At 67.1% G+C, this 26,583-nt stretch carries 23 protein-coding genes; 15 read left to right on the forward strand and 8 right to left on the reverse strand.

Features of this window, described 5'->3' with window-relative positions; translation table 11 throughout:
- Positions 1-69: 69 nt before the first annotated feature.
- Complete coding sequence (locus ACHAAC_RS02630) at positions 70-1,383, reverse strand: DUF222 domain-containing protein (RefSeq protein WP_435714376.1); 1,314 nt, start codon at positions 1,381-1,383, stop codon at positions 70-72.
- Between the two features lie 268 nt (positions 1,384-1,651).
- Between ACHAAC_RS02630 and ACHAAC_RS02635 the strand changes: the two genes are divergently transcribed.
- Positions 1,652-2,767 carry an LCP family protein gene (locus ACHAAC_RS02635; RefSeq protein ID WP_435714377.1) on the forward strand — a complete coding sequence of 372 codons (1,116 nt, stop codon included), beginning with the start codon at positions 1,652-1,654 and terminating at the stop codon, positions 2,765-2,767.
- Positions 2,768-2,814: 47 nt separating this feature from the next.
- Here the strand turns inward: ACHAAC_RS02635 and ACHAAC_RS02640 are convergent, their stop codons facing one another.
- From ACHAAC_RS02640 to ACHAAC_RS02660, 5 genes are all read right to left on the reverse strand, one after another.
- Positions 2,815-4,590 (reverse strand): DUF4012 domain-containing protein, encoded by a 1,776-nt coding sequence (locus ACHAAC_RS02640; protein ID WP_435714378.1) that lies wholly within the window; start codon positions 4,588-4,590, stop codon positions 2,815-2,817.
- A 71-nt stretch (positions 4,591-4,661) separates the two neighbouring features.
- Complete coding sequence (locus tag ACHAAC_RS02645) at positions 4,662-5,426, reverse strand: LPXTG cell wall anchor domain-containing protein (protein ID WP_435714379.1); 765 nt, start codon at positions 5,424-5,426, stop codon at positions 4,662-4,664.
- A gap of 196 nt (positions 5,427-5,622) precedes the next feature.
- Positions 5,623-5,940, reverse strand: a complete 318-nt coding sequence (locus tag ACHAAC_RS02650; RefSeq protein WP_435714380.1) for a DUF1416 domain-containing protein — start codon at positions 5,938-5,940, stop codon at positions 5,623-5,625.
- Between the two features lies 1 nt (position 5,941).
- The gene (locus ACHAAC_RS02655; protein WP_435714381.1) at positions 5,942-6,790 is read right to left on the reverse strand and encodes a sulfurtransferase; all 849 of its coding nucleotides are present in this window, start codon (positions 6,788-6,790) and stop codon (positions 5,942-5,944) included.
- A gap of 61 nt (positions 6,791-6,851) precedes the next feature.
- Positions 6,852-7,289: a DUF4395 domain-containing protein gene (locus ACHAAC_RS02660; RefSeq protein ID WP_435714382.1), complete on the reverse strand. Its 438-nt coding sequence runs from the start codon at positions 7,287-7,289 to the stop codon at positions 6,852-6,854.
- A gap of 322 nt (positions 7,290-7,611) precedes the next feature.
- Between ACHAAC_RS02660 and ACHAAC_RS02665 the strand changes: the two genes are divergently transcribed.
- Entirely contained in the window at positions 7,612-8,694 is a 1,083-nt protein-coding gene (locus tag ACHAAC_RS02665) for an LCP family glycopolymer transferase (protein WP_435714383.1), read from the forward strand.
- A 66-nt stretch (positions 8,695-8,760) separates the two neighbouring features.
- A complete protein-coding gene (locus ACHAAC_RS02670) occupies positions 8,761-10,392 on the forward strand; it encodes a polysaccharide biosynthesis tyrosine autokinase (RefSeq protein WP_435714384.1) in 1,632 nt (543 codons plus the stop codon).
- A gap of 15 nt (positions 10,393-10,407) precedes the next feature.
- Here ACHAAC_RS02670 and ACHAAC_RS02675 read toward each other — a convergent pair whose 3' ends face one another.
- Positions 10,408-11,379 (reverse strand): hypothetical protein, encoded by a 972-nt coding sequence (locus tag ACHAAC_RS02675; RefSeq protein WP_435714385.1) that lies wholly within the window; start codon positions 11,377-11,379, stop codon positions 10,408-10,410.
- A 191-nt stretch (positions 11,380-11,570) separates the two neighbouring features.
- On the opposite strand from ACHAAC_RS02675, the gene ACHAAC_RS02680 reads away from it, so the two are divergent.
- The 12 genes from ACHAAC_RS02680 to ACHAAC_RS02735 all read left to right on the forward strand — a co-directional run bounded on the left by ACHAAC_RS02680 (position 11,571) and on the right by ACHAAC_RS02735 (position 24,661).
- Positions 11,571-13,409, forward strand: a complete 1,839-nt coding sequence (locus ACHAAC_RS02680) for a polysaccharide biosynthesis protein (protein ID WP_435714386.1) — start codon at positions 11,571-11,573, stop codon at positions 13,407-13,409.
- Positions 13,406-14,539, forward strand: a complete 1,134-nt coding sequence (locus tag ACHAAC_RS02685; RefSeq protein ID WP_435714387.1) for a DegT/DnrJ/EryC1/StrS family aminotransferase — start codon at positions 13,406-13,408, stop codon at positions 14,537-14,539. The genes ACHAAC_RS02680 and ACHAAC_RS02685 overlap by 4 nt, the downstream gene beginning before the upstream one ends.
- Positions 14,536-15,573, forward strand: coding sequence for a hypothetical protein (locus ACHAAC_RS02690; protein WP_435714388.1), 1,038 nt, complete (start codon positions 14,536-14,538; stop codon positions 15,571-15,573). Before ACHAAC_RS02685 ends, ACHAAC_RS02690 begins: the two co-directional genes overlap by 4 nt.
- Positions 15,570-16,586 (forward strand): GNAT family N-acetyltransferase, encoded by a 1,017-nt coding sequence (locus ACHAAC_RS02695; RefSeq protein WP_435714389.1) that lies wholly within the window; start codon positions 15,570-15,572, stop codon positions 16,584-16,586. Before ACHAAC_RS02690 ends, ACHAAC_RS02695 begins: the two co-directional genes overlap by 4 nt.
- Before the next feature lie 10 nt (positions 16,587-16,596).
- Positions 16,597-17,229 (forward strand): sugar transferase, encoded by a 633-nt coding sequence (locus tag ACHAAC_RS02700; protein ID WP_435714390.1) that lies wholly within the window; start codon positions 16,597-16,599, stop codon positions 17,227-17,229.
- Entirely contained in the window at positions 17,226-17,774 is a 549-nt protein-coding gene (locus tag ACHAAC_RS02705) for a GNAT family N-acetyltransferase (RefSeq protein WP_435714391.1), read from the forward strand. Before ACHAAC_RS02700 ends, ACHAAC_RS02705 begins: the two co-directional genes overlap by 4 nt.
- Positions 17,775-17,966: 192 nt before the next feature.
- Positions 17,967-19,163, forward strand: a complete 1,197-nt coding sequence (locus ACHAAC_RS02710) for a glycosyltransferase family 4 protein (protein ID WP_435714392.1) — start codon at positions 17,967-17,969, stop codon at positions 19,161-19,163.
- Positions 19,160-20,095 (forward strand): NAD-dependent epimerase/dehydratase family protein, encoded by a 936-nt coding sequence (locus tag ACHAAC_RS02715; protein WP_435714393.1) that lies wholly within the window; start codon positions 19,160-19,162, stop codon positions 20,093-20,095. The genes ACHAAC_RS02710 and ACHAAC_RS02715 overlap by 4 nt, the downstream gene beginning before the upstream one ends.
- 32 nt (positions 20,096-20,127) lie before the next feature.
- The gene (locus tag ACHAAC_RS02720; protein WP_435714394.1) at positions 20,128-21,111 is read left to right on the forward strand and encodes a glycosyltransferase family 4 protein; all 984 of its coding nucleotides are present in this window, start codon (positions 20,128-20,130) and stop codon (positions 21,109-21,111) included.
- Positions 21,112-21,182: 71 nt separating this feature from the next.
- Positions 21,183-22,307 carry an O-antigen ligase family protein gene (locus ACHAAC_RS02725; RefSeq protein WP_435714395.1) on the forward strand — a complete coding sequence of 375 codons (1,125 nt, stop codon included), beginning with the start codon at positions 21,183-21,185 and terminating at the stop codon, positions 22,305-22,307.
- Positions 22,304-23,896, forward strand: a complete 1,593-nt coding sequence (locus tag ACHAAC_RS02730) for a DapH/DapD/GlmU-related protein (RefSeq protein ID WP_435714396.1) — start codon at positions 22,304-22,306, stop codon at positions 23,894-23,896. The genes ACHAAC_RS02725 and ACHAAC_RS02730 overlap by 4 nt, the downstream gene beginning before the upstream one ends.
- 9 nt (positions 23,897-23,905) lie before the next feature.
- Complete coding sequence (locus ACHAAC_RS02735; protein ID WP_435714397.1) at positions 23,906-24,661, forward strand: class I SAM-dependent DNA methyltransferase; 756 nt, start codon at positions 23,906-23,908, stop codon at positions 24,659-24,661.
- Positions 24,662-25,299: 638 nt separating this feature from the next.
- Here ACHAAC_RS02735 and ACHAAC_RS02740 read toward each other — a convergent pair.
- Positions 25,300-26,544 carry a lipopolysaccharide biosynthesis protein gene (locus tag ACHAAC_RS02740; protein ID WP_435714398.1) on the reverse strand — a complete coding sequence of 415 codons (1,245 nt, stop codon included), beginning with the start codon at positions 26,542-26,544 and terminating at the stop codon, positions 25,300-25,302.
- Between the last annotated feature and the right edge of the window lie 39 nt (positions 26,545-26,583).

A 26,583-nucleotide genomic window follows, 5' to 3' on the forward strand; every position in this document is an offset into this window, starting at 1 on the left:
GGCGTGGTTGTTGAACACGTAGTGGTTCGGACGTCGCTGAGGGCGCCGGGACACCTCCCCCTACATGGGTCAGGCGGCCCGGGTGAGTCGGGTGAGGGTCTTGACGGTGTGCAGGTCGTCTCGGCCCCTGATGGGGTGGCCGCGGGCGTTGCTGAAGGTGAAGGAGTCGTGGGGACCGGTGTCGATGTGCAGCTTTTCGGCATGCACCAATCGATGACAGCTGCTGCACAGTCCGATGAGGTGGGCGAGGTCGGTCCTGCCACCGCGGCTCCACCACACGACGTGGTGGATGTGACGAATCGGGTGGGAGCATCCGGGGGCGGCGCACACGCCAGCCTGCCGTGCGTGGATCGCTCGCCGCTGCGGGAGTCTGGCCAGGCGCGAGGAGCGTCCGACGTCGAGGATCGGTGAGTTGGGGCTGATGGAGTCGACGAGGATCGGTGTGAGGTCGCTCTGGCAGGTGAGGTAGGCCAGGAGCTGGGGCCCGACAGGGCCGAAGCCGATGAGGTGGGCGGGCTGGACCGCGGCCCGGGCGAGGGGAGGCATCCCCGGCAGCGTCGTGTCCTTGTTCGTTGCCCTGACGTCTGCCTTACCTTCTGGGGTGGGCGCGAGGGCGGCGCGCAGGGCGTCGGAGCCGACGATGACGTTCAGGTGTGGCTTGACGCCGTTGTCGGTGGGCAGGGCGCCGGCATCCAGGATGCTGGCGAAGAGGTCAGCCAGAGCGTCGATGCGTCGCTCGGCGGCGTCCCGCTCGTCGTCGCCATCGCGCGGGGCGGACAGGGAGTCCAGGACGAGCTTGAAGGCTGCGCCGGTCTCGATGTCCAGGAAGCCGGTGAGAACCCAGCCGTCGATGGTCTTGGCGAGCTTGACGTCCCGCTTGGACATGCCCTTGGCCCAGGCGCGGTCCAGCTCATCGGGGAACACCGCCGCGCGCAGGGCACGGATCTTGTCCATCACCAGGGCCGGCTCGCACGTGCGAGCCAGCTCGATCAGCCAGTCCTGGGCGGTGGCCATGAGGTCGGCACCGAGGTGATTCAGCCCGAAGGTGAACGCCCTGAGGTGCTCCAAGGACACCTCGCCGGCCTCCACGGCCGCACTGAGGCCCGGCAGGGCAGTGAGCGTGGCACCGGCCTTGAGCATCGCGCGGGTGGACTTGGTGTCCTCGCGCAGCGCGAGCTTGGCCCACGTGGCGATCGAGGACGAGCCCTCGTCCTCGTGCTCACGGGTCTGTTCCAGCAGAGCCAGCCGCTCGATCTGCGCGGCCTCCAAGGCACGCTTGGCCCGGGCAATGGCCCGCAGCTCATCGGTGGTGGAAGTGGAGACCGAGCGCATCGCGGCAGCTGCCTCCCGCAGCGCCTCGATGGTCTTCTCACGCTCGATCATGCCCACCATTTTATCGAACAGATGTACGTGCTGCAACCCTTTCAGCCTGCTGTTCCGGTCTTTTCTTGGCCCTGCTGAGTGTCTGAGGGCGGCGCTAGGCTGAGCACGCCACACCCGCGCCTCTCCCCGGAGATGGTGCCGCTGACAGGGCGACCTCCCACCCTCGAGCCAGCACGAAGACTTCCTGAAACGGCGCTCAGGGAAGGGGCCTAGACTGCTGGGTGGGACGCGTCCGGACGACCTCCCACTCATCACCTCAGGGAGACCCATGGCTCGACGCGACTCGAGCCCGCGCAAGAGCGTCGCGGGCAAGCGCCGTGCCGGCGGCATCCCCTTCCACCGCCGTCACCGCAAGGCTCTCGTGGTGCTGGTGAGCGTCGTCGGCCTGGCCCTGGGGACCGTGACGGGCTACGCCTACTGGCTGAACTCCCAGCTCGGCAACGTCGAGCGCGTCGACACCGACGCGATCAAGAACCGCCCGGACCCCGACGAGGGCAAGGCACTCAACATCCTGCTGCTCGGTTCGGACAAGGGCGAGCCGCAGGGCGACCAGTCCGGCAGCACGACGGTGGCCGAGGACGCCACGGCCGGCTCCTGGCCCAGCGGGAAGTACCGCAGCGACACCATGATGATCGCGCACATCTCGGAGGACCGGCGCTCGGTGGACCTGGTCTCGATCCCCCGCGACACCTCCACGATGATCTACGACGCCGAGGGCGACCCGACGTCGGAGCAGAAGATCAACGCCGCGTTCTCCGAGCACGGGCCCAACGGGGCGATCGCCACCGTGGAGCAGCTCACCGGGCTGCGGATGGCCCACCTGGCGATCATCGACTGGGACGGGTTCAAGGACCTCTCCAGCGCGGTCGGCGGGGTCCCGGTGACCATTCCGGAGGCGTTCTACGACCCCAAGCAGGACCTGCAGTGGGAGGCCGGCGAGCAGACCCTCGAGGGCGAGAAGGCGCTCGCCTACGTCCGCACCCGATACGGCCTGCTGCGTGGTGACTTCGACCGGATCGCGCGGCAGCAGAACTTCCTGCGCTCGCTGATGAAGGAGATGCTCGCCAGCGGCACCACGACCAATCCCGTCAAGCTCACCCGGACGCTCGGCGCGGTCACGGAGAACCTGACCGTCGACGGCGACTGGGCCCCCCAGGACATGCGCGCCCTCGCACTCTCGCTGCGCGGCACCAAGGCCGACGACGTCACCTTCCTGACCGCGCCGGTGGCGACCACCGAGGACGTCGCCGGCCTCGGCAACGTCGTGCGCCTGGACGAGGCCAAGAGCAAGGAGCTGTTCACGGCGCTCGGTCGTGACTCGATGGGCTCGTACCTGAAGAAGTACCCCGACGACAAGCTGGCCTCCGAGGACGAGATCGACTGATCCGCGGGCTGTATCTCCCAGGCCAGCCGCAGGCCGTGCCTTCCAGGTCAGCCGCAGGCGCTGCCGACCCGCACGTCGTTGGCGACCGGGACGATGCCGGGGGTGCTGGTCAGCACGGCCCGGCCTGCCTGGTCCGGGCCGGACCGGATGGTCAGGGCGATGTTGGCCGTGGTGTTCGGTGGGAGCTCGACCGGGATGATCGCGGCCTGACGCCCGTCCAGGTCTCCGCCGACGACCAGCTGCTCCTCACCGTCCACGGTCAGCCTCTCGATCCGCCCGTCCACCGGCGCGACGACACGCAGGTTGAGCCGCTGGTGCCCGCGGGGCACCTCGGCCTCGGGGTTGAAGCCCGTGATGGACAGGGGCAGCTCGGCCGCCGCGAGAGGAGCGTTGGACGTCAGCCGGGTCCGCAGCTCCAGGCGCTGGGTGTCGTCCTCCAGGCACTGCACCGAGCGCAGGCGGTGGGACGCGTCGAGGTAGAACTGCATCTTGCTGCCGACCGCGTCGTTGAGGTAGACCCCGACCTTTGGGGCCTGCGACCCGCCCGGGGGCTCGCCGGCGATGCCGGTGGTGGCGATCTGCTCCTGCTCCCCCTCCTGCGCCGACCACAGCATGATCCGGTTGTCGGTGGCCGCCCGCACGAGGCCCTGGAGGACGAGCTGGGCGTTCCCCTCGCCGGTCACGAAGGAGTCGAAGATCCGCCGGGCGGCGTCGGCGAACACGTCGTCCTGCCCGATGAGGTCGTCGTCGTAGCGCTGGTAGACGCGGTTGAGGAGCTCACCGACGGCGTTGTCGGCCGTCAGCTCGGTGCCGTTGTCGAGGGTGACGCTGCCCAGGCCGCCGAGCAGGTAGGCCAGCGTCACGGGGTCGACGGAGACGACGCCGTCGAAGCTGGTGTCGAAGGCGTCGCCGGTGAGCTCGCTCGCGATGGTGGCGGCGCGGGAGAAGTCGGGGCTGAAGGTGGTGTTGCGCAGGTCGGTGCCGATCGTGGTGGGAAAGACCGACCGCTCGCCCTCGGTGAGCTCCACCACCGGCTCGTCCACCGGACGCACGTCCAGGGCCGACCCCTGCCGGCCCATCGAGAGCCGGCCGTCGTCGGCGTCGATGACGGCGATCGAGCCGGGGATGCCGCCCAGGCTCCTCAGCTCGGCGTTGTTCTGGATCAGCAGGAGGTAGCGACGCGGGTCCTCGCCACCCAGCATCGTCGGCAGCAGGGCCCCGGCCGTGTCGGCGGCGGAGGCCGCGACCGTGGCCGAGTCGAGGGTGCGCTGCACGTCGCGCAGCGGGACCCGCAGCCGGCCGAAGACCTTGCTGGTGTCGATGGCCTGCACCTCCCGGTTGGACGTCGCGAGCACCTCGCTCGCGCTGGCCACGACCGGGGCGACGCGCTCGACGGCCTCCAGGTCGATGCGCCCGTCGCGGGGGGTGAAGGTGTCCAGGGCGATCTCGTCGGCGACGTCCACGACCGCCGGCAGTGCCCGGGTGGCGACGACGTCGAGCTCCCGGGCCAGCACGCGGATCGCGTCGAGGTCGTCCCCCACGAACGGTGACCACGCGGCCACGGACCACACGAGACCGTCGGAGCTGTCCCGGGCCTGCTCCGCCTGGTCCTGCAGCCGCTCCAGGCTCGACCTGGCGCCGTCGACGTCACCCGTGCTCACCTGGCCTGCGAGCACGGGCGCGCTGCTGCCGACGCGGTCCAGGGCGATGACTGCGCGAGCCACCTGCCACAGGAGCAGGATGAGCAGGAGGCTCAGGATTGTCACGACGACCAGGACGACGACGCGTCGGCGACGCTCGTCGCGCAGCAGATCAGCCCACATGGGTCACATCATCGGACGGGACGGGGTCGCACCGGGCGGTGACGAGGGCGTACGAGCAGCGCGGTCCGGTCTCAGGCACGTCGACGGTGCACGGCGATGACGGTGCCGGCGGCAGCCAGGACCAGGCCGAGCAGCATCAGCCACCAGGCCGGGCCACCGGTGTCGGGGAGGACCCCGGCGAGGAAGGACTCGTCGGCGCTGCCGTCGAGGGCCGCGTCGCGGTCGCCGGCGGCGTTCGCGCTGGCGTCGTCGAGACCGTCGACGAGGAGGCCGTCACCGTCGAGGCCGTCGGCACCGGCAGAGACGTCCTCGCCGTCGGCACCGCCGTCGGCGCCGCCGCCGTCACCGTCCAGTCCGCCGCCGTCGAGCCCGTCACCATCCAGGCCGCCACCGTCGAGCCCGTCACCGTCCAGGCCGTCGCCGTCGGCACCCGTGCCGTCGTCACCGCCACCGCCGTCACCGTCACCTCCGCCGTCACCGTCGTCGCCGCCGATCGGCAGGATCTCGACGACCGCGATGCGGGTGCTGAGGGCGCACGAGGCCCGGACCAGGGCGGTGCGGCGGGTGTCCACGACGGGCGTCCGGAAGACCTGGATCGGCAGCGTGGAGTCGTCGCCGGTCCGGGTCTCACCCAGGAAGGAGAGCGAGAGGTCGGTGGGGACGTCGGCGGACACGCTGATCGCGATGTCCTCACCACCGATGATGCTGGAGGTGTTCACCCCGAGGTCGCAGACGAGGTCGGGGTAGGCATCGGCCGCCTGGGCCGACTGCGCGGGGAGCACGACGGCGAAGGCCGCGACGAGGGCAGCGACGACCGTGACGCTGAGCTTCTTCATTGCGTGCTCCTGAGCTGACTGCTGTCCGATCCGCGATCGCCACCAGGCGTGGACGACCGGTCCCACCACCTCTCTGAACGAGCCGTGGCGGTCATCGGTTACGGCCCGGGGTCCACTTCGCGGTGCGAGCACCGCGCGTGCGCACGCACGAGGGCCCCGGCCGATCGGCCGGGGCCCTCGTGGAGCAGGGGTCGCGTCAGACGGAGACGGAGACCCTGTCGATGTCGACGACGACGTCGGCGACGACGCCCTGCGCCGCGGTCACGGCGAGGTCGACGGCCTCGGAACGCGGCGCGAGCGTGCGCAGCGTCCACTCGCCGGGACCGGCGAAGAACCGGAACTGGCCGGTGGCCGAGGTGGGGACCTCCGCGGTGAACTCACCGGTGCGATCGAGCAGGCGGACGTAGGCGTTGCCCACGGGCTCCTCGCCGCGGGTCACGACACCCTGGATGACGGACTGGTTCGCGACGTCGACGCCCTCGAGGCTCGGGCCGCCCTTGATGGCTCCGCACATGTCAGGCCTCCCCGCGCTCGTCGCCCAGTGCCACGGGCACGCCGCGCAGCGAGCCGTACTCGCTCCACGAGCCGTCGTAGTTCTTGACGTTGGTGTGGCCGAGGATCTCCTGCAGCACGAACCAGGTGTGCGAGCTGCGCTCACCGATGCGGCAGTAGGCGATGGTGTCCTTGGCGTCGTCGAAGCCGACGGCGGCGTAGAGCTCCCGCAGCTCCTCGTCCTTCTTGAAGGTGCCGTCGTCCTCGGCGGCCTTGCTCCACGGCACGTTGCCCGCCGTGGGGATGTGGCCGGCGATCTGTGCAGCCTCCTGCGGCAGGTGCGCCGGGGCGAGCAGGCGACCGGCGTACTCGTCGGGGCTGCGGACGTCGATGAGGTTCTTGGTGCCGATGGCCGCGACGACCTCGTCGCGGTAGGCGCGCAGGCTCTCGTCCGGCTCCTGCGCGGTGTAGGTGGTGGCCTCACGGCTGGGGACGTCGGCGGTGAGCTCGCGGGAGTCCAGCTCCCACTTCTTGCGGCCACCGTCGAGCAGGCGCAGGTCCTGGTGGCCGTAGTACTTCAGGTACCAGTAGGCGTAGGCGGCGAACCAGTTGTTGTTGCCGCCGTAGAAGACGACCGTGTCGCCGGTGCCGACGCCCTTCTCGCCGAGCAGCTTCTCCAGCTGGCCCTTGGTGACGAAGTCGTGGCGCACGCCGTCCTGGAGGTCCTTCTTCCAGTCCAGCTTGATGGCGCCGGGGATGTGGCCCTTGTCGTAGGCCTCGGTGTCCTCGTCGACCTCGATGAGGACGACGGACGGGTCGTTCAGGTGCTCCTCGACCCAGTCAGCGGTGACGAGCGCGTTCTCGCGGCTCATGGGATACCTCCGTTGTGCCCGGTGGGCGTTGTGGGAATGACGATGTGGAAAGGGCGGTCGGTCAGCCGCGCGCCGGTGTGAGCCGACGTGCGGTCAGGTACATCTCGCAGCCGAGGCACAGGCCGACGACTGCGTTGAGCAGGGCCGCGACGAGCGCCAGCGCCGTCGCGGTGAGGAACACGGCCGGCAGCCCGAGGGCGAGCCCGCCCAGGGCGACGACCGCGAACGTGAGTCCCACCAGCTGCGCGAAGCGCGGCGGGCGGGCGTCCTCGAGCTCGCTCGGCGGTGCCAGGCGTGGGGCCACCAGCCGCGAGTAGAGCAGGGAGTACGGCGAGAGCCGCAGGTCCACCAGGGCGCTGATCGCGAAGACCACCGTCTGCAGGGCGACGAGCGCGATGGCCAGCGGCGTCGAGGCCACGAGCGCCAGCGCCAGGACCACCGACGTGGCGGCGGCGTTGAAGCGCAGCGCACGCGGGTCGACGCGTTCGGGCTGGGACATGCGGACTCCTGCAGATGACGGCGCCACTGAGGGGCGGCTCCTGAGACGGGGGCGGTGTGCTCAGGCGTCGCGACACAGCGCGGAGCGCGTACGGCAGTTGTCGACCGCCAGGCGCCGCGTGAGGTGTGTCGTCAGGAACATGCGGCCAGCCTACGTCGGGGGGTGCCCGACCACAGCCCGGCGTCTCTTCATGTGAGACGAGCGTCCGCCATTCGATATGACCCAGGATGTTCGCACGTGCGAGATCAGCGGTGGCGGCCGGATACCATGGGCCCGCTGCCCCACCGGGCGGTACCGCATCGAGGGACGGACAGCTGGGCCCATGGCATCACATCGCGACGACACCGCGACCACAAGCGACGATGCTGATTCCGACAACGCTGGCCCTCGCCGCGGCTTCATCCGTCGGCACCGCGCGCTGTCCGCCGTCGTCGGCCTGTTCGCGACGCTGCTGCTCATCGCCGGCGGGTTCGCGATCTGGCTCAACAGCAGCCTGGGCGACATCGAGCGCGTCCCGGTGACGCTGGAGGACGCCGACCGCCCCGCCCCCAGCGAGGACGGCGACGCCATCAACATCCTGCTGCTCGGCACCGACGCCGGCAGCGAGCGCAACACCGACGGGCGCAGCATCCTGCAGGACGCCGCCTCCGGGGACTGGCCCTCCGGCAAGTACCGCAGCGACGCCACCCTGCTGGTGCACATCCCGGGCGATCGTGAGTCCGCCGTCGTCATGTCCATCCCGCGCGACAGCTACGTCGAGGTCAACGACGAGCGGGGCGAGTCCACCGGGCGCAACAAGATCAACTCCGCCCTGTCGCTGTACGGCCCCTCCGGTGCCATCTCCACGGTGGAGAACCTCACGGACCTGCGGCTGGACCACGTGGCGATGGTCGACTGGGACGGCTTCCGCTCCATCACCGACTCCCTCGGTGGCATCACGATGACCACCGACGAGGGCACGAGCGAGTACGACGGCGAGCAGGCACTGGACTACGTGCGCGAGCGCTACGACGTCGAGGGCGGCGACTTCGGCCGGATCCAGCGGCAGCAGAACTTCCTGCGCGCCGTGATGGTGCAGACGCTGAGCCGCGACACCCTGACCAACCCGCTGCGCCTGCGCAGCACGGTGTCGTCCGTCGCCCAGAACCTCGCGGTCGACGACGACTGGTCCAACGGCGACATCCGCTCGCTCGCGGTCGCGATGCGCGGCGTCCGCCCCGGCGACGTCACCTTCATGACCGTGCCGACGCAGGGCACCGACACGGTCCCCGACGCCGGCAGCATCGTCCGGCTGGACCCCGACGGCCTCACCAGCCTCTTCGAGGCGGTGTCCGAAGGTGGTCTGGTCGAGTACCTGGACGCCAACCCCGACCTCACCCTGCCGCCCTCGGACGAGGTCGACTGAGCCAGCACGGCCACGTAGCTGTCGTCTAGGGTGACCGGAGCCTGTCAACGACTCGATCGGGGAAGCATGGAACTGCGGGACTACGTCAGGATCCTCCGGCAACGGTGGATCCTGATCGCCGTGACGGTCCTTCTGGCGCTGGCCGCGGCCTCGGCCCTGACGTTGACCACCACGGCGCAGTACCAGTCGACCGCACGGCTGTTCGTCTCGACGTCGGAGTCCAACACCACCGACGCCTACCAGGGCGGACTGTTCTCCCAGCAGCGCATCACCTCCTACGCCAGCCTGATCACCGGCGAGGAGATGGCCCGGCGCGTGGCCGAGGAGCTCGACAGCGACATCTCCCCGCGGGCGCTGGCGGACCAGATCACCGCCACCGTCGAGCCGGAGACGGTGGTGCTGGAGATCTCGGTCACCGACGCCTCGGCCGACCGCGCCCGTGAGCTCACACAGACCACGGCCGAGGTCTTCACCGAGTACGTCACCGAGCTGGAGACGCCGCCCGGCCAGACCACCGCTCCGGTCAAGGCCTCGATCACCGACCGGGCCAGCGCCCCGGGCTCGCCGGTCTCGCCCCAGCCGGTCCGCAACCTCGGCCTCGCGCTGGTGCTCGGCCTGCTGCTGGGCGTCGGCATCGCCGTCCTGCGCGAGACCCTGGACACCCGGATCAAGTCCCCGCGTGACCTGCAGGAGGCCACGGGCGACGCACCGGCGCTGGGACACATCTCCTATGACAAGCGCACCCCGAAGCAGCCGCTGCTCAGCAGCCTCGACAGCCACTCGCCGCGGGCCGAGGCGTTCCGGGTGCTGCGCACCAACGTGCAGTTCCTGAACGTCGACTCCGCGGGCCGCGTCTTCGTCGTGACGAGCGCCCTGCCCGGCGAGGGCAAGTCCACCACCGCGTGCAACCTGGCGCTCGCCCTGGCCGACGGCGGCTTCTCCGTCCTGCTGGTGGAGGCCGACCTGCGCCGGCCCAAGGCCACCGGGTACTTCGGCCTCGAGCCCAATGTCGGCGTCACCACCGTCTTGCTGGGCAAGGTCGGCTTCGAGGACGCCGTCCAGGAGGTCAGCCCGCGCTGTGCCCTGATGGCCAGCGGGCCCACCCCGCCCAACCCGTCGGAGCTGCTGCAGTCCGAGGCGATGCACCGCCTGCTCACCGAGGCGCGCCAGCGCTATGACTACGTGCTCGTCGACGTGCCCCCGCTGCTGCCCGTCACCGATGCCGCGGTGCTCGCCGCCCAGGCCGACGGAGCACTGCTGGTGGTGCGCCACAACAAGACGACGAGCGACCAGGTGGAGGCGGCCGTCGACCGGCTGGAGTCGGTCGGCGCCAAGCTGCTCGGCAGCATCACCAACATGTCGCCGACGTCCAAGCGTGCCTCCGGGTACGGCTACGGGTATGGCTACGGATACGCACCGGACGCCTCCACCGTGGTCGCAGAGCCGACGCAGGGCACGAGCCGCGGCAGGCGTGGTGGGCGGCGTGCCGCCGGGTCGGGTGGAAGCACGGGTCGCAGAGCCGGCGGTGCAGGTGCCCCCTCGGAGGACCCGTTCGGAGGACCGCACCGGCGCCACCAGCCGGGCGAGCCGGAGCGCACGGCGCAGGCCGAGCGGCCCATCGCGCCGGACGAGACGGCCATCGAGGACGCACTCACGGTTGACCCCGACGGCCGCAACCGGCCTCGTCGCGGCCGCTGACCCAGCCCGGTCAGCTCACTCGGCGACGGCGTCCTGGCCCTCGTCCTCCTCGTCGTCCTCGCCCGCATCGGCCCACGTGGCTCCCCCGTCGGTGCTGACCCGCACCTGCGCGCCGGCGAGGGCGTAGACCGTCTCGCCGCGGGCGACGAGTGAGCGCGGCGGCTCCGAGGACGATGCACACCCGACGGGCCCCCACTGTCCTCCGCCGTCGCCGGAGGACAGCACCTGGGCGTCGCACTCCTCGCCGGGCACCAGCGCGAGGCCCTCGCCAAGCGAGGTGAAGGAGAGGTCCACCGCGTCGGGCAGGATGCCCAGCAGCGTCCATGCGACCCCGGTGTCGTTGGTGCCCCGGATGGCGCCGTCGGAGCAGAGCACCTTGGCGTTGCTGTCGCTGAGGGGGTCCACACGCAGCGCGTCGCACCCCGGCATGACGATGCCCGCCGGCGAGCCCAGCTCACCGCCGGAGGCGGCGACGTACCAGTCGTCGACGTCCTCCTCTGGCGACCAGTCCTGCCCGCCGTCGGTGGTGGTGAAGGCCCGGACGTCGCAGTCGGCGTTGTTGCCGATGACGGTCATCTCCTCGGCGGACTCGGCCTGCACGGCCAGCACCGTGCGCAGTGCGCTCTCCTGGTCCTCACCGTCCTCGGCAGGCTGCAGCGGCAGCGCCAGCTCGTCGAAGCCGCCGCCTCCATCGCTCGAGACGTCCACGCGCGCCGTGCCGGCCCGGGCACACGCGCCTCGCCAGGACCGCAGCACCGTGCCGTCGCCGGCCACAGCCAGCGCCACTGCGGCGTCCTCGCCGAACGCGGACTCGGTGGTCTCGCCATCCTCGGTCGTCCCCGACGTTGGGGAGGCAGCAGGGGACGTCTCGTCTGGCCCTTCTCCGTCGGGCCCAGCCGCGGAGTTGTCGGTGCGCGCCACGGCCACCAGCAGCACCACGTTGACAGCCACGAGCAGCCCGACGACCAGCAGGGCGAGCCTTTTCACGACGGACCTCCCGCTCCTCGTCTCGATGGTCTGGGGTCCATCGTAGGGGTGTACGAAGGGCTCCAGAACTTGCGCAAACATGTCACAAAAACAAGGGGTGCGTGCCATAGTGGGCGGCTGTTGGCGGTGAGGGACCGCGGACACGATCGCGAGGGGGGAACACTGCCGTGCGCGCCAGGCTGGTTCTCGCCATGCGTCGTGCGCGTGTGCCCCTGCTCCTGCTGCTCGACGGCTCGGCCTGGCTCGTCGCCCTCGCCCTCGCGGTGATGCTGCGGTTCGAGACCCCGGCCATCACCGCCACCTTCGACATGAGCGACGCCGGACGCAGCGTGCCGCTCTACGGCGTGCTCGTGCTCGGCGGGGTGGCCGCCGTGGTGCACTGCGCCCTGGCCTGGCTGCTGCGCCTGCACCAGGGCCGACACACCATCGGTGGGTTCGAGGAGATGTTCGCCCTCGGATCCATCGTGCTCGCCTCAGGCATCTTCATCGGCGTCATCAACATGATCGGCGGCCAGCAGATCGTGCCCCGGACGTCGGTGCTGGTGACCACCGTCGTCGTGTTCGTCCTGTGCGCCTGGCCCCGGGCCCTGTGGCGGGCCGTGGTGGTCCAGCCCAGGCTCACCCACGCAGCGGGCGTCGGCACGCCGGTGATCATCGCGGGCGCCGGCGAGGCAGGGCGTGACCTCGTGGGCACGATGCGCCGCGACCCCCGGGGCACCTGGGACCCGGTTGCCTACCTGGACGACGCCCCCGCCAGGAAGCACTTCCGGCACCGCGGCGTCACCGTCCGCGGCACCACGGACGACGCGGCTGCCGTGGCCAGGCGCACGGGCGCCACGACCCTCATCATCGCGATGCCGAGCGTGGACTCCACCGTCATCTCCCGCGTCTACGAGCTAGCACGCCAGGCAGACCTCGACGTCAAGGTCCTGCCCAACGTGCACGAGCTGCTCGACGGCCGGGTGTCCCTGGCCGACGTCCGCGACATCTCCCCCGCCGACCTGCTCGGCCGGCACCAGGTGGAGACGGACCTGGACTCCATCGCCCACTACCTCACCGACCGGCGGGTGCTCGTCACCGGAGCCGGGGGGTCGATCGGCTCGGAGCTGTGCCGCCAGATCAGCCAGTTCTCTCCTGCACGGCTCGTGATGCTCGACCGTGACGAGTCGGCCCTGCACGCGCTGCTGCTGAGCCTCGGGGGCCGGGCCGACCTGGAGTCGCCCGACGTGGTGCTCGCCGACATCCGCGACGCGGACCGGGTGCGCGAGGTCTTCCAGGAGCACCGCCCCGAGGTGGTCTTCCACGCCGCGGCGCTCAAGCACGTCAACATCCTGGAGCGGCACCCGCAGGAGGCCGTCAAGACCAACGTGCTGGGCACCGCCAACGTCCTGACGGCCGCTGCCGACGCCGCGGTCGAGCACTTCGTCAACATCTCCACCGACAAGGCCGCCGACCCCGAGAACGCCCTCGGCTACTCCAAGCGCCTCGCCGAGGGGCTCACCGCCCAGCGGGGCGCCCAGGCGGACGGCACGTACATCAGCGTGCGCTTCGGCAACGTGCTCGGCACCCGCGGCTCGGTGCTGGGCACCTTCTCCGCCCAGATCGCCGACGGCGGACCAGTGACCGTCACCCACCCGGAGGTGACCCGCTTCTTCATGACCGTGGACGAGGCGGTGCAGCTGGTGGTGCAGGCCGCGGCCATCGGGCGTGACGGGGAGGCGCTCGTCCTGGACATGGGCACACCGGTCAAGATCATCGACGTCGCCCGGCAGATGATCGACCAGGCTGGCGAGAAGATCGACATCGTGTTCACCGGGCTCAAGCCCGGTGAGAAGCTGCACGAGGTGCTCTTCGCACCCTCGGAACCGGACGAGCGGCCCGTGCACCCGTTGATCTCCCACGTGACGGTCCCGCACGTCGACACGGCCGGTGACGTCTTGTTGCGTCCAGACCGTGCTGACACCATGGTCGAGATGCGACATGCGTGCGAGGCGATGACCCGACCCCACGCTGGGGACGCCGGCCGATGACCCGGATCCACCTGTCCTCCCCCGACGTCGGAGAGCTTGAGGAGCGCTACCTCGTCGACGCCATCCGATCTGGCTGGGTGGCGCCCCTGGGGCCGCACGTCGACGCCTTCGAGCGTGAGATGGCCGACCGCGTCGGCACGTCCCACGCCGTGGCGCTCTCCTCCGGCACGGCGGCACTGCACCTCGCCCTGGTCTCGTGGGGCGTGGGCCCCGGAGACTTCATCCCGACGTCGACTCTCACCTTCGTCGCCACAGCAAACGCCATCACCTACACCGGCGCCACGCCCGTCTTCGTGGACTGCGACCTGGTGACCGGCAACATCGACCCCGAGCTGCTGGACCACGCCATCACCGAGCTGCGCCGTGAAGGCAAGAACGTCCCAGCCGTCGTCCCGGTAGACCTGCTCGGCAAGTGCGCCGACTACGAGGCCATCAGCGAGGTGGCCCGTCGGCACGACGTGCGCATCCTCTCCGACGCGGCCGAGTCTCTCGGCGCCTCTCGGGCGGGCGTGCAGGCCGGCGGCTGGGGAGACGCAGCCGTCCTGTCGTTCAACGGCAACAAGATCATGACCACCTCCGGTGGCGGCATGCTGCTCACCGACGATGCCGGCCTGGCCGACCACGTCCGCTTCCTCGCCACCCAGGCCCGCGAGCCCGCCGTGCACTACGAGCATCACGAGGTGGGCTACAACTACCGGTTGTCCAACCTGCTCGCCGCCGTCGGACGAGCCCAGCTGGAGCGGCTGGACTCGATGATCGCCCGCCGACGCCAGCGTCGCGAGGCATACGCCGAACTGTTTGCCGAGGTTCCTGGTGTGGAGATCTTCGGGCGTGAGCGCGACACGCAGGACAACTGCTGGCTGACCGCCATCGTCGTGAACCCGGAGACGGCTGGATGGTCGACCACGGACCTGCTCGAGGCACTCGCCGAGGACGACATCGAGAGCCGACCGCTCTGGAAGCCCATGCACCTGCAGCCCGTCTACGCCGGCCGCCCGTCCTTCCTGACCGGGGCCTCGGATTCGCTGTTTCGCACGGGCCTTTCGCTGCCCAGCGGTTCCGCCATGGACCAGACGGCTCGTGATCGAGTGCTGGGGCTGATCGAGACATTCCTGCGAGCCACCTTGTGACGCCTCTCCGCTTCACCCCTATCGGCTCGTTCTTCGAACTTGCGAATGACGACCTGGTGAGAGACGTTGCCGAGATCCCGTGGCAGCAACCTGACACTTCGCTCGCATACCTCCAATCCGGGCAACAGGCACTTCGTGCCTGTGCCAGCTACCTTTCCGAGGTAGAGGGACGAGATATCGTGGTCGTACCGGAGTTTGCTTGTGACAGCATGCTCGCTCCGTTTCCCCAAGCGGAATGGACGCTCGTCTCGTTTCCTGTCGACGCCTCTCTCCGTCCAGACACGCACGCACTCTCGACGATCATCTCGCAACACGAGCGCTGCGTCGTCCTCACGATGGCGTACTTCGGCGCCGCTCCCGACTCCGAGCACATCGCGACGCTGCAGATTCTGCAAGCAAAGGGGGCCCGGGTCATTGAGGACGAAACGCACCGTGTGCTGACTGCCAGCACCCGTCCCATCGGCGACGTGGCGGTGGCCAGTCTCCGCAAGACTATTCCCGTTCCGGACGGGGCCTACCTACGAGGGGTCTTGGCTCCTGCGATCCTTGAACACTCAGCTCCCGAGGGCCCGAGGTCCCACCCGGGGTGGGAGGCGATGGAGGCGAAGTCAGCTGGCGACCTCGAACGGGCAGGTGAGTTGTTCACGCAGAGCGACCGTGCTCTCTCCCAGCTAGAACCCGCGCTGCTGTCACCGCGCACGCTGGAAGCTCTGTCCCGGCTTAGCCACCGGCAACTGGCCAATCGTCGAACTTCCAACGCAGAAGCACTCCGATCCGCTCTTCCGGTGAACCACGAGATCCTTGTCGAGGCTAGTGTGCCGTCCCATCTCCCGCTGCGGGTGGACGAGCCTCGCGCGATGCAGCAGGCCCTCGCGAAGCAAGCGATCTACTGCCCCATCCACTGGCCGCGTCCACCCCGCTTGGCCGAGGCCTCCTTTCCCTGTGATCTCATCTCGCTACCCATCGACCATCGCTACAACCGAGCAGACATGAGCCGCATCGGGACTGCCGTCCGAGAGCTGGTCAACGCATGATCGAACTCGCCCAGCGCAACCCCGTGGCACCCCCCACCATCTACGCCGAGGCGCAGTATGGACGCGCGGTCTCGGCGTCCGAGGGGGGCGACTGGCGCGTGGCCAGTACACCGGACGGCCGCTTCCAGGTGCCGCTCCTCATCCGCCCTCTGTCAATTGATGGCGCCAGAGACGCCATTACGCCCTACGGGTACGGCGGTATCCACATCGATACATCGCTACGGCCGGATGAGCGATCAGCTCTGTGGAGCGCCTTCCTCCAGTTGCTGTGCGACCAGAACATCATCTCCGTGTTCTTCAGATTCGCACCGTTCGCCGCCAGCGGCAGCGCGGCACAGGTTCGCGCACTCGAAGGTCTAGAGGTCGAGCATCTCTCAGACACCGTCCTGGTGGAGATCTCAGATCCGGACTCCATGTGGTCGACGATGCGGGGCCGGGCTCGGACGGCAGTGCGGGCGGCCGAGAAGGCCGGACTGAGCGCGACAGTCGGGTGTGTCGATGAAGAAGGTCTCGACACGTTCCGTTGTCTCTACGACCAAACAATGGAAAGAGTCAGCGCCGCTGGTCAGCACCGGCACGGTCTGGACTACTACCACCAGCTCCTCGAGAAACCCGACCGTGTGCGGATGGTCCGCGTCGTCGACAGGGAGCGAACGGCCGTAGCAAGCTGTCTCGTCCTGCTCGACAGCGATATCGCGCACTACCACCTGTCTGGATCAAGCGGAACTGCCCCGGGCGCAACGAACCTGATGCTGTGGCGCCTCTTGACGTGGGCCGGGGAGAACGAGAGGACGTCCGTCCACCTCGGGGGTGGGCTCCGGGCCAACGACTCGCTTTTCGACTTCAAGCAGTCCTTCGGTGGCTCCGCCCGGCCGTTCGAGATTGGTCGGCTTGTCGTGGATCGTCCGCAGTACGAGGCCATGACGGTGGCCCGATCCCAGGAGCTCGAGACATCCCCGTCCGCCCTTTCCGAGACCGGCTTCTTCCCGGCCTACCGTGCTACCAGCGCCTAGGATCCTGCCCATGTATCTGAGCGTCCGTCGGTTCGCCGAGGTCATCCTCTCCGGGATCGCTCTCGTCCTGTCCGCGCCGCTCTTCGCGATCATCGCAGTACTCGTGAGGACCCGGATGGGTCAGCCCGTGATCTTCGCGCACCGACGGATAGGTCACCGCGGGCCATTCACACTGTACAAGTTCCGCACCATGGTCAACGGAGCAGAGGAGGCAGGCGGCGGCTATATGCCAGCCGGGCTAGACCTTGTTCCACCACTCGGCAAGGCACTCCGACGGACCAGTCTCGACGAGCTTCCCCAGCTTGTGAACATCCTGCGAGGTGACATGTCATTCGTCGGGCCTCGCCCAGCCCTGCCGAGCCAGGTCGAGCGCTACACCGAGGAGCAACGTGGCCGGTTGAAAGTACCGCAGGGGGTCACTGGGCTCGCGCAGGTCCGGTATCGCAACGACGCGCTGTGGTCTGTGAGGATCGAGTCCGACCTTGAGTACGTCCGTCGCGTCGGTCCCGTGCTCGATGCCAGCCTGTTGTGGAGCACGATCGTCGGAGTTGCCACGGCACGGGGGGTGCGACTCGACCAGACAGCCGGAGAGGTCGACGACCTTGGTCGTGCTGAACGCCAGGACAAGGAGCCACCGCGATGACGAACAAGAGCGTCACCCTTCGACCGCTGGAGCGCGATGATCTCGGGTTCTTGGCCGAACTCGCGAACGATCCGGGTGTCAGAAACCGCGTCGTAGGTTGGGACTGGCCTCTCGCCCGGTCCACCCAAGAGGCCTGGTACGACCGCGCGGCCAGTTCACCGACCGAGCGCCGCTTCACGGTGTTGAACGAAGCAGGCGAGCCCATCGGCATGACGGGCTTGTGGGACGTCGACTTCCGCAACGGCAACGCGATGACGGCACTCAAGCTGGGCGGATCACGCGACGTTCGCGGGCAGGGCTACGGCGCGGCCGCCGTGCGTGCCATCGCCGACTTTGCCTTCCAGGACGTGGGTCTGCACCGACTCCACAGCACAATCTTGGCGACCAACGCCCCGTCCCTGCGGGTGTACATCGACAAGTGCGGCTGGCGTGAAGAGGGGCGCCTCCGCCAACATGTCTGGCGCGCTGGAAAGCATATTGACCTTGTGCAGGTTGGCATCCTGAGTTCTGAGTACCTTTCGAAACCTATGAGTGTGGAACCATGACACTTTCCACCCGGATCGCTAGGTCCGCGCCTCCCTACGGTTGTGCGTGCCACCGTTGCAAGGGTGCTCGCACGATCGGTGTCGGCACGAATCCGGTCTTGGGACCGAGAGCTATCGGCGTGTGTCCTTTGCGCGGCTGTGCCAATGGCTGACGATGTTGAAGGTCACGCTGGCCCTCGTCGGCTTCCCGAGGTGCGACTTGTCCTCGGGGTCACGTCGCCGCTCTCACTTCGGCTGCTAAATGGATTCCCCGAGTTCCTCGCTTCTTCGGGCGCCGACGTACATGTCGTGCCCGAAGGAGAAGGCAGCACCGCACACCCTGGAGTCCAGCACCACCACATCTCTATGGCAAGAGAGCCGAGGCCATTCGCGGACCTGCTCGCGATGCTGCGGTGGCATCGGATGTTGCGACGGGTTCGCCCCGATATCGTAGAGACCGGCACTCCGAAAGCGGGCCTCCTCGGAATGGTGGCGGCACGCTGGGCGGGAGTTCCAGTTCGCGTCTATCTCCTACGAGGGCTAAGGCTCGAATCTGAACACGGCCTCAGACACAAGCTCTTATCCCTTCTCGAACGAGTCGCCTGTGGAAACGCCACGCACGTCATTGCGGTCAGTCCGAGTCTGCGAAATCGCGCCATCGAGTTGGGGCTCTGCGCTGAGCCCAAGATCGTTGTGATTGGTAAGGGTAGTTCAAACGGAGTGGCCGTGAGGAACCCTTCCGATCCGTCCGACGTGGCAGACCTACGCCGCGAACTCGCTATCGGCATCGACGAGAAGGTCATCGGCTTTGTCGGGCGACTGACTCCCGACAAGGGAATTGCAGACCTGAACGAAGCGAGCACGATGCTTGGCCAAGCCGGCACTAGGCATGTCCTACTCATAATTGGCGGCGCTGATGGCGACGATTCGCCGCCTATCTTGGAGGGTCAAACTCGCCAAGAGAGGCGCACTGTATGCGCCGGCCACGTGGACGATCCGGAACGATACTTCCCGCTCATGGATGTGCTGTGTCTGCCAACATATAGGGAGGGGTTCCCGAACGTAGTGCTCGAAGCTGCGGTTGCCGGGGTACCCACTGTCACGACATCGGCTACTGGCGCAAAGGACTCGGTTATCCATGACGTTACCGGCCTCGTTGCGCGGGTCGGCGATGCCGAAGATCTCGCCCGTTGGCTGACGGTTCTAGTTGAGAACGACGCGTTGCGGCACCGGCTAGGAGCCGCAGCGGCAGAGTACGTCTCGACGCACTTCTCGAGACAGGTGGTTCAGGCCTCCCACGCCGACTATCTCTTCAGCTTGCTCCCACAGACTCAAGGCTCCCAACGCCGCCATCAACAACTCAGCGCGAAGATTCACACCGACACCCCAGAGTATGGAGGTCAACAATGAAGGTTCTGGTCACTGGCGGCGCCGGGTTCGTCGGCAGCAATCTGTGTGCGGCACTCACCCGACAGCCCGAGGTGCAACAGGTCCGGGTCATCGATGACTTCTCCACCGGTTTCGTCTCAAACCTGGAGGGTCTCCCGGTCGAGCTCGTCGAGGGCAGCATTGTCGATCCAGACGTGCTCGCGCGGGCAGCTGACAGTGCCGATGCAATCGTTCATTTGGCTGCCCTCGGGTCAGTTCCGCGTAGTGTCGCCGACCCATTCGGGTCCCATGAGGCGAACGCCACGGGCACCCTTAATGTGCTCCAGGCAGCTCGACGCAGCAACAACGCTCACGTGGTTCTTGCTTCGTCTTCGTCCGTGTACGGCGCGAACCCGACGCTTCCGAAAGCCGAAACATTAGCCTGCGCTCCGATGAGCCCGTACGCGGTCTCGAAGTTGGCGACGGAGCAGTACGCCATGGCATTTCATCACTGCTACGAACTCCCCGTATTGCCGTTTCGCTTCTTCAACATCTACGGCCCTCGCCAGCGCGCTGGGCACGCGTACGCTGCTGTAATCCCCGCATTCCTAGATGCTGCACTTCGCGGTGACACCTTGACCGTCCACGGATCTGGCGAACAATCCCGAGACTTCACCTATGTTGGAACGGTTGCGGAGCTCATCACCTCGGCACTCCTGCAGCGAACGACTTCGCCGCCATGCAATCTGGCCTTCGGCACCCGGACGTCGCTGCTCGACATCGTGAAACTCATCGAGACCACGCTCGGTCACTCGATCGACGTGGAGCATGTCGAGGAGCGTCCCGGCGACGTCAAGCACTCGCAGGCCGACAACAGTCGACTTCGCGCCTTGTTCGGAGAGGTCGCGCCGACTCCGCTCCCGACCGGACTCTCGAATACGGCGGAGTGGATGAGAGAGTTCCGCGCGCTGTGAGCCACCCATCGATAACGTTCCTCTGGGGTCGAGTGACCGGTATCGGAGGCACCGAGCGCCGAGCGGCCGAGTTCATACCGCGGCTGGCCGAGCTCGGCGTGGACTGCCAATCGCTCCACCTCGGGGAGAAGGGCGCTCGATTCGACTCCTTCCTCCACAGCCTCGGCCCAAGGACTCTCCGGGCCACATCTCCGTTGGACGCTCTTCGGCATCTCCGCAATGAGCGGTCAGACGTCATCCTCGCGTTCGGACTCCGCGCCTCGCTCATCGCCAGGTTCGCTCGCCTTGTAGGAACGCAGGCGCTCGTCGTGGACGCGAGGAACGGTTTGGAGTACGGGCGCGGTCGTGCCGGATGGACGGTCGACCGCTGGACGCAGCGGCTCGTCCACCGATACATGACCAATTCTCAGGCAGCGGCCGAGGTCTTGACCCGGCACGGCATAGCGCCGCATCGGGTGCGCACCAACGCCAGTGCGCTTGGGGGCGACTGGCTCTCGAAACAGGATGTCGTTCGAGAGAAGCGACGTGTTCTGATGATCGGCAACGCCCGACCGGAGAAGGCGCAACTCGATGGGGTTGCGGCAGCTCTCGCGGTCGATATCCCCCTACACCTAGTCGTATTCACGAACGACGGCTCCGCCGTGCGGAACGCGTGGGCACTCGCTGCTCCGGGATCAGAGAAAACTATGGAGATCTTCGAATCGACCTTGGTCACTCCAGCGGACTACGCACGCGCTTCGGTCTTGCTGCATCCATCTCGTTCCGAGAGTCTTCCTCGGGTCGTGCTGGAGGCGAAAGCGCAATCCGTTCGCGTCGTAGCGACAGATGTTGGTGACACCGCCATGGTGCTTGGTCCGCGCGACCGCTGCGTTCCCCCCGCAGACCGCAAGTCTCTGACCAACGCCCTCAAGCTTGCCCTCGACGAGTCCGCTTCAGCCAGTGAGCTACCGGATCCCGTCCGGACGATCGATCAGTATTGCCAGGATCTTCTCGAAGTGTGCGCGATCCCACGATGAGGCCGCGCCAAGACGCATGCATCTGGCTAACCTCCCTCGCCACCATCCCGGCTGGCATCGTCGCAGGCCTCGTGGCCGTTGTCAGCCCCACCCTCGCCGGGGCGGTAGCGGCGAGCGTTGGAACGGTCGTGGCTGCTTTGCGGTGCCCCCAAGTCGTCCTGGCGGTAGGGGTCGGGGCGACGCTCACCTCTTCGCAATTCGGACCGGCAGTTCTCGCCGGCTCCTACCTCCTGGTCTTGGGCGGTGCAGTCGCAGCTATCGACAGCGTCGCGAATCGGCGAACTGTCGGCTTGTGGGGCGCCCTACTGACAACAACACTCGGCTGGTTGGGATTCCGACTGCTGCTAGAAGCGGAGGTGGACGTCGCCCGCGCCGTCGCCGCGAGTGCGGGTGCACTCATCTTGGCTCTAGCTTGTCGACACAAAGAGAGCGACTGGGTGCCGCCCTTCGCGATCGTCGGTCTCTTGTTCGTCGCCGCGAGCATCGTTCTAGGCTCGGTGGACCCAACCGGCCTGCGTCTTGAAGGGATCTCAGGTAACCCGAACCGAATGGTGTTCGGCCTGCTGATCTTTGCGCCTCCCATGGTGGCGTACATGTTGAGGAGAGTCACTCCCCTCGCCACGCTAGCGATGGGAGCCGGGGTTGTCGCGGTGCCGATCGCGATTCTCCGGTCGGGCTCAGATCAGGGGATCGCCGGACTGGCCGCCTTGCTCCTTGCCGGAGCACTGGTCGTATCGAGACGCCTTGACCGTGTCGGCACGCTCATCACGGCAGCACTCGGAGTGACCGCACTGGCACTCGCGGGTCTGCAGCAAGATGTCGTCTCGACTCTCTCCAACGACACCCTGTCACTGTCAGGCAGGACCGATCTATACGGAGTGGCGTGGCGGGACTTTCTCGCCAGTCCGTTCATCGGCTCCGGCACTCTTCGGGTGAGCGAGGGCCTTGTTGTAGAGCGATCCACCCACAATTCCATCCTCGGATTCGCAGCTGCCACCGGGATCGTCGGCGCAGTGCTCTGGATCGCGGCTCTCGTCATAGCGGCGCATTCCGCCCTCCGGAGCCTCCGCGCCGGGACTCTCGCGCTCGCGTCAGTCATCGTCGTCGTCGTCTCCCAGATGGTTCAGTCGATCGAGCTCGCCCCAGCAACGTGGGCCATTCTTGCGCTGGCAGTCCCCAGGAAGGAAACGGTATGAAGAGACCGGTCGTGACGTTGGTGTCAGGAAGTTTCTGGCCGCGCGAGGGAGGGGCCGAGCGGCAACTTCGGACAGTTCTTTCTGAGCTCGCGGCATCGAGTGAACGTGTTCAAGTCGTCACCCAAGCACTTCCCGGTCAGCCGAAACGGTACGTCGACCCCCACCTGCCCCTGACGGTCCACAGAGTTGGGTCCAGCGCTGCTCTCTCCAAGGCGCCGCGGCTTGGGCAGCTGACGTTCGTGGTCGCCGCGTTTCTGCAGGTTCTTTGCTCCAGGCCCGCGACGGTCGTGTCGCTCCAGTTCGGCTCTGCCACAGTGGCCGCGTCGATGGCCGCCAATATCATCCGCGCACGACACGTCGTTCGACTCACCGGTGGTGGAAGTGAGACCTTCAGAAGTGAGCCGGAGGCCCGCGCCTCATCTAGCCGCGGTCGCTTGCTGGTACAAATTGGAACATGGGGACGCGGGAAACTTTTGATCGCTCCCGCCCGCCACCTACTCAACGACTTCAGCGAGTTCTTCCCGAGCATCGCGATCGAGACGAGGCTGCTGCCCAATGGCGTCGATGTCGACCCGCCACATGCTGGCACGGAGACGTCCCGCCTAGGGGTGCTTTGGTACGCGCGGAGCGGGACCCCGCGAGACGCTCCGGTTCTCCACGAGGTCGCAGCTCATTGCCCCGAGCTAAGCTTCACAGTCATCGGCGCAGCGGTGGACTCGACCCTGCCGAACATCCAATCCGCTGGCTGGATCGAGAAGCCGGCCTCTCTCCTCACACAGGTGCGGTGTCTGCTGAACACTTCTCCTTCCGAGGGATCGCCGAACCTTGCACTCCAAGCGATATCCAGCGGCTGCCATGTCGTAGGTGGACAGAATGCCGGACTGGAAGAACTCCGAGGAGATTTTCCTACCCACGTCCATACGTGCGACCTAGCCGACCCGACGGAAGTGGCGCAGGAGCTACTGCGGTGCCACCTCCTTGAACTACCCGGACAGGGCAGGGTCACAACATCCACGGAAGCGTCGCGCATGTGGCGCGAAGAGATGATCGGAGCGACCTCTTTGAACTCGAAGCGAACGATCCCGGCGCCCAAACCTCTCATAGCTTGGCTTGCCTACGCCCTATTCGTCAGCCACCTTCCGAGCTGGCTCCGCACCGGGAAGCGTCTCCGGGTCCTCTGCGCGAGGGGCTTCTGCGCATCCGTCGACAAGACGGCCACCATCAATCGGAAGGCCCGCCTCAGTTGGCGCGTCACCATCGGGCCGCACGGCGGCGTAGGAGAACGCTCGATTCTCAGCGGTGAAGTCCACATCGGGCCGCACGTCACCATGGGGCCAGACTGCTACTTCGTCACCGGAGACCATCCAGTCCCTCCAGATCACGGGTCTTTTCGCGACATGCGGTCCGTTCACAGGCCCATCCGCGTCGAGGAGGATGCGTTCATCGGCGGACGTGTGACGGTTCTCCCTGGTGTGACCATCGGCCGCGGAGCGGCCGTAGGAGCTGGATCCGTTGTCGCGAAGGATGTTCCACCCGGGGCAACGGTCGTAGGCAACCCAGCGAAAATCGTCAAGACACGGAAAGTTTAGGACGATCCGATGAAGGCAATCTTCCGGCGAACTCCCGACCGCCAGGCCGACGACTACACCGCGAGTCACGTCGGCCGCGGGACGGACTACGATCACAATTTCGATTTGCTTGCCGTCCGCGCCTTGCTGACCGAACTTGAATCACAAGCGATCGCGAAGTTGCTTGAGAACGTTTCTGTGGACCGTGTGCTCGATATCGCTTGCGGCACAGGTCGCATCACCTCCCTGCTCAGCGATGTGTTCCCGGGCGCGCAGATTACGGGCGTCGACGTTTCTCGCTCGATGCTCGATGTCGCTCGAACGCGAGTCTTGAGCGCGGAGTTCACCCACTGCGACATTAAAGATCTTCATCGAGAGGTACCGGATGGATCAATCGATCTTGTCAGTGCATTCCGGTTCTTTCCCAATGCCGACCAAGCGCTGAGAGACGAAGGCTTCAAAGCAGTCGCGCGCGCAGTCCGCCCTGGTGGTCATTTGCTGCTGAACAATCATCGGAACTTCTGGTCACCGTCCTACGTCGTGCGACGTACACGCGGTTCCGCCGCGCCCGGGGCCCTCAACCGCGAGCTTCTCCAGCCACTTCGCGAACGTGGATTCCACGTCGTAAAGTCCCACTCTCTGGGGGTCCTGCCTCACTCAGACTCGCACGTTTACGGATTCTCTGACTCCATCGCTGAGCGAATTGAGTCCTACAACTTGAATCGCTTGAGCCGCCGACATCGTCTCGGCACCAACACCATCTGGCTCCTGAAGCGTTCTGGATGAAGCGCGCTTCGAGTGGCAGTCCGATTGTCGAGCTCCTCGGACTTCCCGGAGCCGGCAAGTCCACCGCGATCCAACGCATCGAGATCGAAACGGCATCTTCCACACAGACTGAGTGGAGCAACGCGTACAACCAGTCTCGCCTCTTGCCTCCGACGATGGCCCTGTTTCTGCGCGCTCCGTGGGTCCACTCAGTGCTCTACGTGCTTTTCATCATGCGGGGTGCCAGTTCGGGCCCGGAGCTGCGGAGAGTCGCCTCCGTGACGAGACGGTACCTATCAGCCAAGGCCGGCCGAACCACTCCGACATTCTTCGATGAAGGCCCGCTGCATGCCCTGTTCGTCGGGCTCTATGGAACACGGCGTCGTCGTGGTAGCGACGTACTTCTCCGTTGGGCAGTCAGGATGCTGTCCGCTTCGATAGACATCTTCATCTGGTTGGACGTACCCCGGGGCGACTGTGTCGCCAACTTTCTTCGCCCAGGTCGGTCATCAGCCCGCTTCAACGAAACAACGAGTGCCGACGAGATCCAGACGTTTCTCCACGACCGCAGTTATGAAGCGATCGTCGAGGCACTCGCACAATCGACGGCGTCAAAGGTCATCAGGCTCCCGACGGTCGATGAGGTGGTCAGGTTCGCCTCAGAGGTCCCGGTCCCCTGGCGTCCCGGTACCGAAGGCCCGTTTCCGCCTCAATAGTGCAGCAGCGACAGCCACCGCCACGCAGGGACCGAGCGAGGAGGCCGCAGCTGCACCCAGCAGGCCGAAGGTCGGCACGAGCGCTGCGAGCGAAATCAGCATCGCGCTGGCGCCAGCCATGCTGGACATGGTGATGATCTGTGGACCCGAGACAATCCGTGCGTGCGCGGTCAAGACCTGGAGCACCCCATAGCCGGTCACACCCACCGACGAGACGACGAGCACTCCGTAGGCCTCGCTGAACTCGGCACCATAGGCCACAAGGATCAGCGGATACCCCACGGCAACGAGGACGACACTAGCTCCGGCTCCCGTGTAGAGCGCTCGCACGGCGTTCGTCCGTGCGGACCCGCCCAAGCTCATCGTGGCTGAGTAGGTGGTGACGGCAGCGAACTGGGCCGGGACGAGCCCTGCCAAGGTGGCTGTTGCGAGTCCGACCGAGTAGACGCCGGCAGCCGCCGGCCCGAGCCAAGCGAAGACCAGCAACGTGTCAGCACGCATCATGACGAACTGCGCGAGTCGAGCGGGCTGCCACGTTAGTCCCCCTCGTACCAGTCGATCGAGACCCTGTGGGGGAAGCACAGGCTCCACGGCCGGGGGGACGCTCTTCTTGAGCACAGCCCACGCGAAGAGCGGCATCGGCACGAGGTAGGAGAGGATGATGATCGCTCTGACACTGTCAGTATCGAGACCGTACGTCAGTGCCACGATCGCTGCCCCGATGGCCATGCCAACCTGCTGGAGCACTGCTCCCCAAGCAGCAATCATCGGGCCGGCAAGAGCATTGGAGATCATGCCAAGCTGCGCTCCGACCAAGAACGCGAATGTGCCGGCTGCAAGCCACGCCACCCCACCCCCGAGCACGAAGCCGAGCAGCATCACCACCCCAGCCAGAGCGGCGTAAAGTGGCCAGAGCCGAACGATCCTCCGCGGTACTGACCTCAGGTCAGCTCGACGTCGACCATCCTTAAGGACCTGTTGAGCGAGATCTAAGTTGACGACGAGGAAGGCAAGGGCGTTGGCGGCTGCGTAGGCACTGGCGATTCCTTTGACCTCGGCGCCCCCGAGGCGAGCGATGATCACGCTCGCGACGACACCCAGCAAGGTGCCGAGGACTCTCAGCCCTGAGGCTCCGACGACCGGGTGCCGGGCCATCCGGCGGAGCCTCGATCCGAGGCGTGCACTCATGGCAGTGCCTAGCTCGTCGGGATCATGAGCAGGCGAACC

Origin of the sequence: Aeromicrobium sp. CF4.19, from assembly GCF_051262555.1 — a bacterium.
GTDB lineage: Bacteria > Actinomycetota > Actinomycetes > Propionibacteriales > Nocardioidaceae > Aeromicrobium.

Excerpts from the sequence above, each read along its gene's own strand:
- ACHAAC_RS02700 (WP_435714390.1), top strand. The coding sequence starts at position 16,597 with ATGTATCTGAGCGTCCGTCGGTTCGCCGAGGTCATCCTCTCCGGGATC.
- ACHAAC_RS02705 (WP_435714391.1), top strand. The coding sequence starts at position 17,226 with ATGACGAACAAGAGCGTCACCCTTCGACCGCTGGAGCGCGATGATCTC.
- ACHAAC_RS02630 (WP_435714376.1), bottom strand. The coding sequence starts at position 1,383 with ATGATCGAGCGTGAGAAGACCATCGAGGCGCTGCGGGAGGCAGCTGCC.
- ACHAAC_RS02740 (WP_435714398.1), bottom strand. The coding sequence starts at position 26,544 with ATGAGTGCACGCCTCGGATCGAGGCTCCGCCGGATGGCCCGGCACCCG.
- ACHAAC_RS02685 (WP_435714387.1), top strand. The coding sequence starts at position 13,406 with ATGACCCGGATCCACCTGTCCTCCCCCGACGTCGGAGAGCTTGAGGAG.
- ACHAAC_RS02695 (WP_435714389.1), top strand. The coding sequence starts at position 15,570 with ATGATCGAACTCGCCCAGCGCAACCCCGTGGCACCCCCCACCATCTAC.
- ACHAAC_RS02640 (WP_435714378.1), bottom strand. The coding sequence starts at position 4,590 with ATGTGGGCTGATCTGCTGCGCGACGAGCGTCGCCGACGCGTCGTCGTC.
- ACHAAC_RS02660 (WP_435714382.1), bottom strand. The coding sequence starts at position 7,289 with ATGTCCCAGCCCGAACGCGTCGACCCGCGTGCGCTGCGCTTCAACGCC.
- ACHAAC_RS02715 (WP_435714393.1), top strand. The coding sequence starts at position 19,160 with ATGAAGGTTCTGGTCACTGGCGGCGCCGGGTTCGTCGGCAGCAATCTG.
- ACHAAC_RS02635 (WP_435714377.1), top strand. The coding sequence starts at position 1,652 with ATGGCTCGACGCGACTCGAGCCCGCGCAAGAGCGTCGCGGGCAAGCGC.
- ACHAAC_RS02665 (WP_435714383.1), top strand. The coding sequence starts at position 7,612 with ATGGCATCACATCGCGACGACACCGCGACCACAAGCGACGATGCTGAT.
- ACHAAC_RS02680 (WP_435714386.1), top strand. The coding sequence starts at position 11,571 with ATGCGTCGTGCGCGTGTGCCCCTGCTCCTGCTGCTCGACGGCTCGGCC.
- ACHAAC_RS02650 (WP_435714380.1), bottom strand. The coding sequence starts at position 5,940 with ATGTGCGGAGCCATCAAGGGCGGCCCGAGCCTCGAGGGCGTCGACGTC.
- ACHAAC_RS02730 (WP_435714396.1), top strand. The coding sequence starts at position 22,304 with ATGAAGAGACCGGTCGTGACGTTGGTGTCAGGAAGTTTCTGGCCGCGC.
- ACHAAC_RS02655 (WP_435714381.1), bottom strand. The coding sequence starts at position 6,790 with ATGAGCCGCGAGAACGCGCTCGTCACCGCTGACTGGGTCGAGGAGCAC.
- ACHAAC_RS02670 (WP_435714384.1), top strand. The coding sequence starts at position 8,761 with ATGGAACTGCGGGACTACGTCAGGATCCTCCGGCAACGGTGGATCCTG.
- ACHAAC_RS02645 (WP_435714379.1), bottom strand. The coding sequence starts at position 5,426 with ATGAAGAAGCTCAGCGTCACGGTCGTCGCTGCCCTCGTCGCGGCCTTC.
- ACHAAC_RS02735 (WP_435714397.1), top strand. The coding sequence starts at position 23,906 with ATGAAGGCAATCTTCCGGCGAACTCCCGACCGCCAGGCCGACGACTAC.